This window comes from Methylobacterium sp. CM6257 (assembly GCF_054611515.1).
In genome coordinates, this window is the sequence record NZ_CM137735.1 from 6,151,191 (window position 1) to 6,164,189 (window position 12,999).

The 12,999-nt window shown below is 63.8% G+C and carries 10 protein-coding genes; 3 read left to right on the forward strand and 7 right to left on the reverse strand.

Annotation, left to right across the window (positions count from 1 at the left end; all coding sequences use genetic code 11):
* Positions 1 to 82: 82 nt before the first annotated feature.
* From ACYCO6_RS29935 to ACYCO6_RS29945, 3 genes are all read left to right on the forward strand, one after another.
* Entirely contained in the window at positions 83 to 997 is a 915-nt protein-coding gene (locus ACYCO6_RS29935; RefSeq protein WP_459766166.1) for a LysR substrate-binding domain-containing protein, read from the forward strand.
* A 120-nt stretch (positions 998 to 1,117) separates the two neighbouring features.
* Positions 1,118 to 1,864: an SDR family NAD(P)-dependent oxidoreductase gene (locus ACYCO6_RS29940; protein ID WP_459766168.1), complete on the forward strand. Its 747-nt coding sequence runs from the start codon at positions 1,118 to 1,120 to the stop codon at positions 1,862 to 1,864.
* A 33-nt stretch (positions 1,865 to 1,897) separates the two neighbouring features.
* Positions 1,898 to 2,296 (forward strand): (R)-mandelonitrile lyase, encoded by a 399-nt coding sequence (locus tag ACYCO6_RS29945; protein WP_459766170.1) that lies wholly within the window; start codon positions 1,898 to 1,900, stop codon positions 2,294 to 2,296.
* 576 nt (positions 2,297 to 2,872) lie between these two features.
* Here the strand turns inward: ACYCO6_RS29945 and eno are convergent.
* The 7 genes from eno to ACYCO6_RS29980 all read right to left on the reverse strand — a co-directional run bounded on the left by eno (position 2,873) and on the right by ACYCO6_RS29980 (position 12,648).
* Positions 2,873 to 4,162: a phosphopyruvate hydratase gene (gene eno / locus ACYCO6_RS29950; RefSeq protein ID WP_459766173.1), complete on the reverse strand. Its 1,290-nt coding sequence runs from the start codon at positions 4,160 to 4,162 to the stop codon at positions 2,873 to 2,875.
* Between the two features lie 46 nt (positions 4,163 to 4,208).
* Positions 4,209 to 5,621 (reverse strand): pyruvate kinase, encoded by a 1,413-nt coding sequence (gene pyk / locus ACYCO6_RS29955; protein WP_459766175.1) that lies wholly within the window; start codon positions 5,619 to 5,621, stop codon positions 4,209 to 4,211.
* 252 nt (positions 5,622 to 5,873) lie between these two features.
* Positions 5,874 to 7,766 (reverse strand): TRAP transporter large permease, encoded by a 1,893-nt coding sequence (locus ACYCO6_RS29960; RefSeq protein WP_459766177.1) that lies wholly within the window; start codon positions 7,764 to 7,766, stop codon positions 5,874 to 5,876.
* A gap of 356 nt (positions 7,767 to 8,122) precedes the next feature.
* Positions 8,123 to 9,142: a TRAP transporter substrate-binding protein gene (locus tag ACYCO6_RS29965; RefSeq protein ID WP_459766179.1), complete on the reverse strand. Its 1,020-nt coding sequence runs from the start codon at positions 9,140 to 9,142 to the stop codon at positions 8,123 to 8,125.
* 40 nt (positions 9,143 to 9,182) lie between these two features.
* On the reverse strand, positions 9,183 to 9,968 hold the full coding sequence (locus tag ACYCO6_RS29970; RefSeq protein ID WP_459766181.1) for an SDR family NAD(P)-dependent oxidoreductase: 786 nt from the start codon (positions 9,966 to 9,968) through the stop codon (positions 9,183 to 9,185).
* A 17-nt stretch (positions 9,969 to 9,985) separates the two neighbouring features.
* Complete coding sequence (locus ACYCO6_RS29975; RefSeq protein WP_459766183.1) at positions 9,986 to 11,368, reverse strand: four-carbon acid sugar kinase family protein; 1,383 nt, start codon at positions 11,366 to 11,368, stop codon at positions 9,986 to 9,988.
* Entirely contained in the window at positions 11,365 to 12,648 is a 1,284-nt protein-coding gene (locus tag ACYCO6_RS29980) for a ribulose-bisphosphate carboxylase large subunit family protein (protein ID WP_459773783.1), read from the reverse strand. Before ACYCO6_RS29980 ends, ACYCO6_RS29975 begins: the two co-directional genes overlap by 4 nt.
* Positions 12,649 to 12,999 lie beyond the last annotated feature (351 nt).

Here is a 12,999-nt window from a genome sequence, read left to right on the forward strand (position 1 = left end):
AAGCGGACGGCCCTGCAGCGGCCCGACGCGGTCATGACCCGAGACGGGTTGCTTTCCCGCGAGCAGACCTTCCACTGCCTCGATGCGGATCAATCGAACCGAACTGGCTGATCTCGGGACCTTCCTCGCCATCGCGCGCCATCGCAGCTTCCGGCGGGCGGGCTTGGAGCTTGGCGTCAGCGCCTCCGCGCTCAGCCACGCGCTCAAGGCGATGGAGGCGCGCCTCGGCGTGCGCCTCGTCAACCGCACCAGCCGCAGCGTCACGCTCACGGCGGCGGGAGAAGATCTGCTCGCTTCGCTGGATGCTCCGTTCGCGGCGATCGGCTCCGCGCTCGACGTACTCAACCAGCACCGAGCACCGACGAAGGCGACCGGGCGCATCCGCCTCAACGTGCTCGAACATGCGAGCACGCTGTTGCTCGCCCCCGTGCTGCCTCTCTTCCACGAGCGCCACCCGCAGGTCGAGATTGACGTTCGAGTGTCCAACGATCTGCTCGACGTTGTGGATGCCGGAGCCGATGCGGGCATCCGATATAGCGGAACGGTCCCTCAGGACATGGTGGCGCAGCGCCTGTCGGCAGATCTGCGCTGGGTCGTGGTCGGCGCTCCAGCCTATCTCGACCGGCATCGGACGCCCGTCCACCCGCGCGACCTCGCGGCTCACCGATGCCTGCGCATCCGCCTCGGCGACGACAGCCTCTATCGGTGGGAGTTCGCGAGAGCGGATGAGCAGATCGCGCTCGACGTTCCCGGTGCGGTGACCATTGACAACACGCAGTTCGCCCTCTCCCTGGCGGTGGCGGGCGGCGGGCTGGCCTATCTTCCCGAGCCGTGTGTCGAACCCTCGGTGGCCCGCGGCGAGCTTCGCGTCGTGCTGGCGGACTGGGCACCGATGGGGCCCGGCTTCCACCTCTACTATCCCGGACGCCGCCAATTGCCGACCGGATTGCGGCTCCTTATCGACCTGATCCGGGAGGTGAAGCCGCTCGGCCTGTAGGAGCCCCATCGTCCGACGATGAGATCCGCTCATCGTTCCGTTGAGGGACAAACGGCTGATCCGCGGCTCACGCGATGTCTACGTCTGGCACCTCACCGAGGCCAGAGGAGAGATCGAGACATGCGCCGTTTCACAGGGCAGGTCGCCTTTATCACGGGCGCGGCCAGCGGCATCGGCCGCGCCGCTGCCATCGCCTTTGCGCGGGAAGGCGCACGAGTGGCGATCACCGACCGTACCGAGGCTCCGCTGGAACAACTTCGCGTCGAGATCGAAGCGAATGGCGGCGACGTGTTGGCGATCCGCTGCGACGTGTCGGTGCCGGAGGAAGTGGAAGCGGCAGTGACCCGCACCGTCGAGCGGTTCGGCCGCCTCGACTGCGCCTTCAACAACGCGGGCGTCGAGAACAAGGCCGCTCCCGTCCACGAGATCGCCCTCGACGAGTGGGACCGGATCCTCGACATCAACCTGCGCGGCACGTTCGTGTGCATGAAGCACCAGATCGGCCAGATGCTGCGCCAGGGTGGCGGCGTGGTGGTCAATACGTCGTCCGGCGCGGGCGTCAGAGGTGTGGCGGGAGGGGCGAGCTACGCCGCCTCGAAGCACGCCCTGATCGGCCTCACCAAGTCGGCCGCCCTCGACTATGCGCAGGCGAACATCCGGGTGAGCGCCGTTTTGCCCGGGAACATCGAGACGCCGATGATGGACCGGTTCACGGGCGGTGACATCCAGAAGGCGATCGACCTTGAGCCGGTCGGGCGGCTGGGTAAGCCCGAAGAGATTGCAGAGGCCGTCCTGTGGATGTGTTCGGACCTCGGTGCGTTCGTGACCGGCGCGTCGATCTCGGTCGATGGCGGCTGGTCGCTCTGAGCGGCGTTTCCGAAACGACGGAGGAACAAGCGAATGGACATCAAGCGCAGCGGAAGCCAGCCCTCAGGCCCGGGACCATCCGAGTGGTTCACCGGCACGGTTCGGATCGACCCGCTCCACAGCGCGCCCGACCCCGCCCGTGTTGCGATGGCGAGCGTGACGTTCGAGCCGGGTGCGCGGACGGCGTGGCACACGCATCCGCTCGGCCAGACGCTGATCGTCACGTTCGGGCGCGGATGGGTTCAGCGCGAGGGCGGACCCATCGAGGAGATCTCGCCCGGCGACGTCGTCTGGTTCGAGCCGAACGAGAAGCACTGGCATGGAGCCACCGCGACCGCGTCGATGACGCACATCGCGATCCAGGAGCGGTTGGACGGTAAGGCCGTGACATGGATGGAGCAGGTCACCGAAGGACAGTACGCCGGATCGTGATCTTCGGCCCCCAGGTCTGCTTTCAGCTATACGATGCCGAGAGCGGACCGGCGCAGTTCCATTCATCTGAGACACTTGCGCTGGCGCTCAAGGGCGACCGTGACTGGCCGATTGAGGCTCGTCCGCTTCTGGACAGGGTATTGGAAAAGCGGACGTCACTGCGCCGCCCGCTCACGACCCGTCTCAGACCTGCGCAATGTCTGCTTGCCGGTAGTCTGAGCGGCCCTGAATAACCGAACTTGGCCGGAAGCCGCCCGTCAGCTTAGGGGAGCAGATCATAGGTAAGCCGACATTCGGACCGGTCGAACTTAATGCCTCAGATTGCCCCCCGACCTCCGCAGCGCGCGGGAGAAGCGTCCGGGTAAGAGCGTTCTCCGGACATTTGATTGCTCGACAGGCTCTCCAGACACTTTTGGCCTGCTTCAGGCCCACCACATACGGTTTGACCGACCTGTCGGCTTTCCATAGTTTTCTCCGACGAGGTAGCTCACGCCAGTTGGACGGTCGATGAACGTAAGCCCTATTGGGACGCTGGCCCTTTAAGTGTTGCTGAGGGCAAACGCTTGATCGAGCTTATCAGCGGCGGGCGAGCTGCTTGAGCGCCGCCGCGCCGGCGTAGAGCGCCTGCGGGCCCAGACCTTCCTCGATGCGGATCAGCTGGTTGTACTTGGCCAGTCTGTCCGAGCGGGCCAGCGAGCCGGTCTTGATCTGCCCGCAATTGGTGGCGACCGCCAAGTCCGCGATGGTGGAATCCTCGGTCTCGCCGGAGCGGTGCGACATCACCGCGGTGTAGCCGGCGCGCTGGGCCATATCGACGGCGGCCAGCGTCTCGGTGAGCGAGCCGATCTGGTTGACCTTGATCAGGATCGAGTTCGCGGTGCCCTCCGCGATGCCGCGGGACAGGCGCTCGACATTGGTGACGAACAGGTCGTCGCCCACGAGCTGGCACCGGTCACCGATCTTGTCGGTCAGGAGCTTCCAGCCGGCCCAATCATCCTCCGACATGCCGTCCTCGATGGAGACGATCGGGTAGTTGGCCACGAGCTGGGCGAGGTAGTCGACCTGCGCCTCGATGGTGCGGGTCGTGCCCTCGCCCTCGTAGGCGTAGCCGCCGTCCTTGAAGAATTCGGTGGCGGCGCAGTCGAGCGCCAGGGCGATGTCCTGGCCCGGCTTGAAGCCGGCGGCGCTGATCGCGTCCATCACGAAGTCGAGGGCGGCCTCGGCCGACGGCAGGTTCGGGGCGAAGCCGCCCTCGTCGCCGACATTGGTGTTGTGGCCGGCCTTCTTCAGCTTGCTCTTGAGCGTGTGGAACACCTCGGAGCCCATGCGCACGGCCTCGGCGAGCGAGTCCGCGCCCACCGGCATGATCATGAATTCCTGGAAGTCGATCGGGTTGTCGGCATGCGCCCCGCCGTTGATGATGTTCATCATCGGCACCGGCAGCACCCGGCCCTGCACGCCGCCGACATAGCGGTAGAGCGGCAGCCCGGAGGCCTCGGCCGCGGCCTTCGCCACCGCCAGCGACACGCCCAGGATGGCATTCGCCCCGAGGCGCGCCTTGTTGGGGGTGCCGTCGAGCTCGATCATCGCCTCGTCGACCGCGACCTGATCCTCGGCCTCCATGCCGCCGATCGCGTCGAGGATCTCGGTCTGGGCCGCCTCGACCGCCTTCAGCACTCCCTTTCCGAGGAAGCGATTCTTGTCGCCGTCGCGCAGTTCCACCGCCTCATGCGCGCCCGTCGAGGCGCCCGAGGGGACCGCGGCGCGTCCGAAGGAGCCGTCCTCCAGGATCACGTCGACCTCGACCGTGGGGTTGCCGCGGCTGTCGAGGATCTCGCGGGCGCTGATATTGGTGATCGCGGTCATGATGGTTCTCTCCCGGTTCGTCGTTGAACAGAGATCGGCAAGCCGGTCAGACCTGAGCGATCCGGATGTTGTTGGTGTTCCCGGCCACCGCGAAGGGAATGCCGGCGGCCACGACCACGAGGTCGTTGGGCTTGGCGAACTCCTCGTCCACCGCGTGGGCGACGGCGTTCGTCACCATCTCTTCGTAGGAGCTCACCTCGTCTGCCCGGACGCTGTGCGCACCCCAGAGCAGGCACAGACGGCGAGAGGTCGCGAGATCAGGCGTGAGCGCCAGGATCGGCTCGGCCGGCCGCTTGCGCGCGACGCGGGCGGCGGTAGTGCCGCTGAGCGTGTAGGCCACGATCGCCGCCGCCCCGATCGCATCCGCCAGACTCGCCGTGGCGGTCGCGATCGCATGCGGCGGCGTCTCCTCTTCGCCTGGCCCCGAGGCAGTGATGAGCGAACGATACAGCTTGTGTCCCTCGGTCCGGCAGATAATGCGATCCATCATCGACACCGTCTCGACGGGGAAGCGGCCGGTGGCGGACTCGGCCGAGAGCATCACCGCGTCGGCACCGTCGTAGATCGCGGTCGCCACGTCCGAGGCCTCGGCCCGGGTCGGGGTCGGGGCCGCCACCATCGAGTCGAGCATCTGGGTCGCCACCACGACCGGCTTCACCGCGAGGCGACAGGCGCGGATCAGTTCCTTCTGACGGCCGGGCACGTCCTCGTGCGGGATCTCGACGCCGAGATCACCGCGAGCGACCATCACGGCATCGGAAAGGCCGATGATGTCGTCGATCCGCTCCAGCGCCTGCGGCTTCTCGACCTTGGTCATCACCCCAGCGCGGTCCTCGATCAAGGCGCGGGCCTCAATCAGGTCGGCGGGCTTCTGCACAAAGGAGAGCGCCACCCAGTCGACGCCGAGCTCCAAGCCGAAGGCGAGGTCGGCACGGTCCTTGGCGGTCAGCGGCGAGAGATCGAGAAGGGTGCCGGGCAGGTTCACGCCCTTGCGGTTCGAGATGACCCCGCCGATCACCACCTCCGCATCGATGCTGTCGGAGGTGAGGCCAACCACCTTCACGCGAACGCGGCCGTCATCGATCAGAAGCTCCTGGCCCGGTGCAACGGCGGCGAAGATCTCGGGGTGATGCAGCGGGATCGCACCCTTGTCGCCGTCAGAGCCTTCCAGGACAAAGCGGATGACCTCACCCGGTGTCACGTCGAGCCGGCCTCCCGCCACGGTGCCAACGCGGATCTTCGGGCCCTGTAAGTCCTGCAGGATGCCGATCGGGCGGCCGATCTCCTGCTCCAGGGCACGGATGGCAGCGTGGACCTTGGCATGGTCGTCCTGGGTGCCGTGGCTGAAGTTCAGCCGGAAGGTGTCGACCCCGGCCAGGAACAGGGCGTGCAGCATCTCGGGCGAGGAACTGGCGGGACCGACTGTGGCGATGATCTTGGCATGGCGGTGACGGCGCATGGTCGGCTCGGCCGCGGACGGCCGCCTCTGTGGGAGTTGCGTCAGGCGATCAAGATCGCGCGGAAGTTGTTCACGTTTGTCAGGGTCGGTGATGATCGCGTTGCCATGGGCCTCGAAGGCGGCTGCACGCGTTACCGTAGCAATCGAGCGCGGTGTGTCCTGCTTGCGCGTTTCGACTGGGCCAGCTGTCATCCCGTCGCCCTCATCGAGCCAGCCGCGTTGCCCCGGCAGTATTTGCGCCGTAACAAGTTTTCAAAGAAATCCAGTCGAGAACCAGGGCACAAGGATGATTGCCAGGAGGCCGACGAGCAACGCAACGATGTAGCCAATAATCGGTCGCATGCCGGCGTCGGGATGGATCCGGCTGATTGCACAAGCAGCGTAGTAGCCGACGCCGAAGGGCGGGGCGAACAGGCCGACACCCATCGCGAGGATCACCACCATTGCGTAGTGCACCTCGTGAACACCGACTTCCTTGGCAATAGGGAACAGAAGAGGGCCGAACAGCACGATGGCCGGGATGCCCTCCAGAACCGAGCCCAGGACGACGAAGGCGGCCGCCGAAACAGACAGGAAGCCGAGCGCCCCGCCTGGTAGGCTTTTCATCGCCACCGCGAGCGTCTGCGAGAAGCCGGACTGCGTGAGCGCCCAGGCCATACCGCTCGCCGCCCCGATAATCAGCAGGATCGCCCCCGACAGGGCAGCGGTGGTCACCAGCATCGGGTAGAGCCGCCGCCAGTCGAATTGGCGGTAGATCAAGAGGCCAGCCAATACGGCGTACACGATGCCGATGGTCGAGACTTCAGTGGCTGTGGCGACGCCCTCGACCACCGCAAAGCGGATTACGAAGGGCAGTGCCAAGGCCGGCAAGGCTACAACGAGGGCCTTGCCGATGACCCGACCCGAGGGTCGAGCGACGTGCCTCAAGTCCTCGCCACGGTAGCGCCACCAGACGAGAGCGCAGAGGGTGACAGCCAACACGAAGCCCGGCACCATACCCCCGGTGAAGAGGGCGGTGATCGACACGCCGGTGACTGAGCCGATGGTGATCAGTACGATCGAGGGCGGGATCGTCTCAGTCTGGGCGCCTGTGGCGGCCAGCAGCGCCACGAGGTCACCCTCCTTGGCGCCTCGCGCCTTCATCTCGGGGAAGAGCACAGGCGCGACTGCGGCCATGTCGGCAGCCTTGGACCCGGAGATGCCCGAGACGAGGTACATCGCCCCGACCAGCACATAGTGCAGGCCGCCGCGGACGTGACCGAGCAGCGAGGCCAGAAAGCCGACCATCGCCTTAGCCATGCCGGTCATCTCGATCAGCAAGCCGAGGAACACGAAGAGCGGCACTGCCAGCAAGATCAGGTGACTCATGCCCTCGTCCATGCGCCCAACAACGACCATGGATGGTGACTTCGTGGTCAGCGTTACATAGGCGAAGGTGGAGAGTCCGAACGCAAAGGCGATCGGCACGCCCGAGAAGACCAGAAGGCCGACGCCTAGGACGAAGAACAGCAGCAGGTTGAGGTTGCCGAGACTAACCAGCAGCGGCTGCAGAGCGACAAGTCCGGCTGCAGCGCCTATCCCAAGGACCAGAGCGGCTAGCGTCAGGCGCCAGTCAGTCGTTTCGAGAAGGCGCAAGATTGCGATTATGAGCATCAGCCCAAGCCCGACCGGCAAGGCCGCTGCCCGCCACGCGTTATTGAGTTCCAGCGCAGGCGTCTGAACAAACATCTCTTCGGCTGCGAACTCGTAGGCCGGGTGTAGCATCAAGGCGACGAAGATCAGACCGGCGACTAGCGCAATCGTCTCCAGGAAGGCGCGAATTCGCGGTCTGGCCATAGCAACGATAGCCGTCATGCGCATATGCTCGGAGCGGCGAAAGGCGACGACTGCGCCTAGCATGGCGAGCCACAAGAATAGAATACTAGCCAATTCGTCCGACCATATCAGCGGCGCATGAAATACATAGCGGCTTACTACGCCGGCGAGCAGCACAATGATCTCAGCCAACACCAGCAGTGCAGCAGGAATTTCGACGATGTAGCCGATTACATTATCGAGGCTTCTCAACCATACATTCTCGGTCAGTGGAGGGCCGTGAAGATCAGCACTAGGAGTTGATTCGGCTGCGGCGATATCGATTTGCATGGTGTTCCCTCCCAATATCATTGGTAGATTGATTATAGGCGGATGTAGGCTACGGCTAATTTATTGTTTTATCTTATTTATACTGCTTGCTTAGTTCTGACTAAGAGCCATCCGTGAGGTTTATGGCGTGATTGTTTTCAAAATTGGCTCGACAGCATTATAAACGGATAAGCCAAATGTTGTGTGCGTTGCCGGGCGCAGGGAACCGGCATGCCAATGACGATGCGCAGTCGACTCGGTCGCAGGTGCCGCCCTGTTCTTTATGATACATTTGATTAAAGTGCTTAGCAGCGATTATGCGGCCGACTGCAATTTAATTTGTAGACTTTGATGAAGTAATTCAGCAATAAAGCACGTCAGCCGAGAGGCCCCGTGCTTTCTTCCAGGAGTGCCCACGCCTCAGGGCCGAACTTCGCCTTCCAGTTTTTGTAGAAACCCGCGTTGCTTAGCATGACGCGGAAAGGTTCAGGATCAACGGCATTGAAGATGAGACCTTTTTGCGCGAGCTCAGCCTTCAGATTTTCATTCTGTCGGGCGACTTCCTCACGCTCAGCGACGGCAGCAGCGTTGACGACCTTCGCAAAGGTCTCCTGAAGGTCCGGCGGCAGCTGACCCCAGGCGCGGCGGTTCATCAAAAACCACCAGCCATCCCACATGTGATTTGTCAGAGAACAATATTTCTGGACTTCATAAAATTTGGACGCCGCGATAATAGCCGGCGGGTTCTCTTGCGCGTCTACAACTTTTGTCTGAAGAGCGGTATATACCTCAGCAAAATTAAGTCCGGTTGGCGAGGCGCCGAGGCCCTGGAACAGAGAAGTCCAGAGCGCGCTTACTGGCACTCTGATCTTAAGTCCACGAAAATCCTCTGGCTTGACAATCGGCCGGGTGCTCGTCGTTACTTGTCTGAAGCCGTTGTCCCAGATCTTTTCCATGGCGACGAGGCCGACCTTGTTAATTTGGCCGCGCAGCCACGCTCCGAGCTTGCCATCCATCGCGTTCCAAAGCATCGGGTAGTCTTTGAACGCGAACCCGACTCCGGAAATTGCTGAGGCTGGCAGCATGGTCGAGAGAACGTTGACGCCCGACAGGGAGAAGCATTCGAGTGCGCCTGAACGCACTTGTGACAGCATGTCGGCATCACCGCCTAGCTGGTTATTGGGGAACAGCCGTAGCTCAACGCGTCCGTTAGTAGCCTGTGCTAGCGCTTCGGCAGCCTTGCGGCCATAGACGTTGAGCGGGTGTGCCTCGGGCACGTTGGTGCCCCACTTGAAGCTGTACTCCGCCGCGCGAGCGTAGCGCAGAGGCAGCGCGGCACTGATGCCGGCCGCAGCTCCTAGTGTGACCGCATGTCGACGTGTGAGTATACTGCCCATCGTCTCCTCCTATTTTTTTGGTTCGATATGGTCGCGCTGTTCAGGCGCTCGGCGCGGGCGTGTCGCGCTTGAACATCAGGCCTGCCTCGCGGAAGCCGCCGTCGACATTCAACGTGTGGCCGTGGACGTAACGGGCTTCGTCCGAGCACAAGAACACCACGGCGTCGGCGATCTCCTCAGGCGTGCCGTAGCGCGTCATCGGAATGAGCCGGCCGTAGGCGACCCGCGTCGCTTGGTCGTGCATGATCTTGGCGATGTCGGTCTCGATCGCGCCCGGGACGACGTTGTTGACGTTGATGCCGTGCTCGGCGAGCTCGACGGCCATCACCTTGGTGAGCAGTTCGAGCCCCGCCTTTGCCGAGCCGTAGGCGGCGCGGCCATTGGCACCGCGCTGGCCCGACAGCGAGGCGACATTGACGATCTTGCCGCCCTCGCCGAGCCGGACCATCTCGCGGGCGCAGCCCTGCGCCACCAGGAATGCTCCGGTAAGGTTGACGCCGAGGATGCGGTTCCAGTCCTCCAGTCGCGTCTCCAGGAACGGCGTGTTGGTGCCGATCCCAGCATTGTTGAACAGGATATCGATTCGCCCGTGGGCCTTTACGATCGCCGCGATCATCGTGGTGACGGAGGCCGGATCGGCCACATCGACACTGAGGCCGAGTGCCTCCTGACCAAGGCTGGCAGCCGCCTCCTTTGCCCCGTCAGCGTTCAGGTCGGCGATCACGACGCGCGCGCCCTCTCGTGCAAAGGCACGGGCAGTGGCCAACCCAATGCCGCGCGCACCGCCGGTCACAAGGGCGACTTTTCCTTCTAATCTCTGAGCCATAGTAGCTTCCTCCGTGATTACTTGCGCCAGCCTTGCTTCACAGCTTGAAGGAAGTCGGGGCGTCCGACCTGCCCGCCCTTGAGGGCAATCTCCAAACCGTCGAGGGAGCTGTTCTCGCCATGGGAGCGACAGAGCGGGCCACCAGGATCAATTGGGCTGATCGCGGTGAGCGCATCGATGCCCAATTGCGCTGCTGCACGCCCCGATGTGTCTCCACCCGAAATCACCGCGCGGGTAAGTTTTGCTTGCGAAATCACTGTGCGTAGGGCTTGGCCGAGTCCTGCGCCGAGCCGTTCGTTCACGACCTCGGCCGACAGCCCGGCCGTGCGTGTCGCCGCCAGAAAGGCCGCGACAGCCGGGTCATCTGGGCCGGTGGCCGTGTAGATCAGCGGATCGCGGCCTCGACCGAGAGCAGCCAGGGCATCCTGGCCCGCGCGAGAAACCACGCGCTCCCACTCCCGCGCGTCCACCACCCGCTCGGTATCAAGGCGGATCCCCTCGAAGCCGTTGTCGAGGGCGTGCGCGATCTGAGCAGCGGTGACTGGCGAGACCGAACCCGAAACACAGGCAATTCGCTCGACTGACCCTGGCCGCGCCAAATTCGGCTCGGCCGGAATGAGACCGACAGCACGCCAGTAGGCGACGAGCGCCGCACCAACCCCCTGCGAGCCGATGCAGAAGGTTGGTGATCCGCCACGCTCCCAAATCAGCCGTCCGGCCTCGACGAGGGTCTCGCGGTCAAGCACATCGATGGAGACGATCTTGGCACCATCGGCCAAGGCACGATCCAGCTGCTCCTCGCTTTCCCCGCGCTTCATCGCAACAAAGTCTACAAGGCGGATACAGTGGTCGGTCTGCCGAGCGAGATGCAGAGCGAGATCCGCCTCATCCATTGGCGTGGAAGGGTGGCGAGCCATCGTTGGATGACGGTCGAGCCGGTAGCCGACCCCGTTGGCCGTAGCGAACAGATGGCCAAAACTCTGGTACCGGCCCATGCCGGGATCAGCCACGACCATCGGGGTCCAGGCTGGCTTGAAGATGGCCTCAGCGATATCGGCAGCACGTCCGATCGAGCCGATCTCCGGCGCGGAGTCGAAGGTCGAACAGACCTTGTAGTGCCCTACCGGCGCTCCAAGTGACGCGAGGAGCCGGAACATCGCCGGCAGGTGCGCATCCATCCAGGCCGGCGATTGCGCCCGCGCAACCCCAGCAATACCGATCGCGCGCATGCCGGAGAAGGCCGCGAGGCGCTGGGGAGAGGGGACATCCAGGAACAGGACAGTCGGCAGACCACCAAACGCTAGGACCTCCATCGCGGCTGAGGAGCCGGTATAGTCGTCACCGTAGAAGGCAATGAGCGGCCCTCCCGGCAAAGGGCGTGGTGAGAGGGGAGCGTTCATGCGGCTGCTCCCAAGGCCTGTTCAAGTTCCCGGTGATCTCTCGCATGCTGGTCGAGCGGTATTCCGGCGACTGCCGCATCCCAAGCTTGCCGCAGGGCCAGCACCCCAGCGCCAGGCCCGCCCGGATGCGCAACGATGGCGCCGCCGGCTGTGACGATGAGGTCGGTGGAACCGAGCGCCGCGTAGGTGCCGGGGGCCTGCTTAACGCCCTGGCCGGACGAGAAGACCGGCATCGCGAGGCACGGTTTTTCCGGGAACATCGGGGTCAGGCAGGCGCGCGCCGAGGCGATCACACTGTCATCGCCTTCGAAGAATTTGTTGGCCAAGCCGTTGACGTGCATGTGGTCAGCGCCTGCGAGCCGCCAGACCTTCTGCCAAGCCACGTAGGACCATCCGAGGAGAGGATGGCGGGTCAGAGCACCCCAGCCGTTCCGGTGTGCGTGGATCGGCAGGGTGCTGAAGCGCCCGAGCTCGATCATGCCGACAGGGCCGACCGAGTTGAGGCTTGCCATCAAGCAGGTTGCACCTTCCGCGACCAAGAGGTCATGGCGGCGGCGCATCTGATCAAGGTCGCCGGTCAGGTTGAAGGCATACATCACCTTCTTGCCGGTCCGATCCGCATGAGCGTTGATCACAGCCATCACGGCCTTGACCCGCGCTTCGAAGGGGCAATGTGGACCGTCCGCCTGCAGCTCGTCGTCTTTGATTAAGTCGATGCCGCCCGCGCAAAGCCTCTCGACGAGAGCGGCGGTTTCCTCTGGCCCAAAACCGACGCTTGGCTTGATGATCGTGCCGATTACCGGCCTGTCTGTGACACCGGTTAGGCGCCGGGTGCCTTCAATGCCGAAGCGCGGACCCGGGTAAGCATCGGCAAATGCCTGTGGCAGGCGAACGTCGAGCAGGCGTAACCCGGTGAAGGCTCGTAGCTCGAACAGATTACCGGCGATTGTCGCCAGCAGGTTTGGCAGCGAGGGGCCGAAGTTCTCAATGGGCCAGGACAGAGTCGCTAAAGCGCGGCGGACCTCCCCTGACGCCTTCGCCGTCGTCGGCAGCGACGCGGTGGCAACACGCTCGTCGAAGATCTCTAGACTCTCGACGCGAGCGGCCGAGCGCGCCTTGAGTTCAGGCGTCTCGCCGGGAACCGGTACGAAGGTCCCGCTCGACTGCTCGCCTGCCATGGTCTCGACCGCGGGGCCTGGGTCGCCGATCGTCTCGACGAGGTAGTCTGCTTCGATCCGCAGGGGAGGAGACTTTGAGCCCTCGATCACACCGCTTTGCATCCAATCCTCCATCAATAGATAGCCGTGCACGGCACAATGTTCGTCCACGCGCAGCACAGCGCGCTCGGAGCACGAAACCGCAACAGCCAATGGGCCCGCGTCTAAACTAAACTCGTGACAGAGACGGGCGCCTGATTTCCAAGAAACGCAGGCACTGCGAACAATGAAGCGGATTGATAAGCTTGGCTGGCGCAGATCGGATGCTACGCATCTTCAATCGCGCACGGACTGGACCGCTTTAAGCGATCACTTGTCATTAGTTTCCGCCCTGTCGAACTAATTTGCTTTCTAAACTCATAGCGCGCGCAGCTGCCGCTGAAAATCCGAGATCGGCGCAGTACGATGTGATAA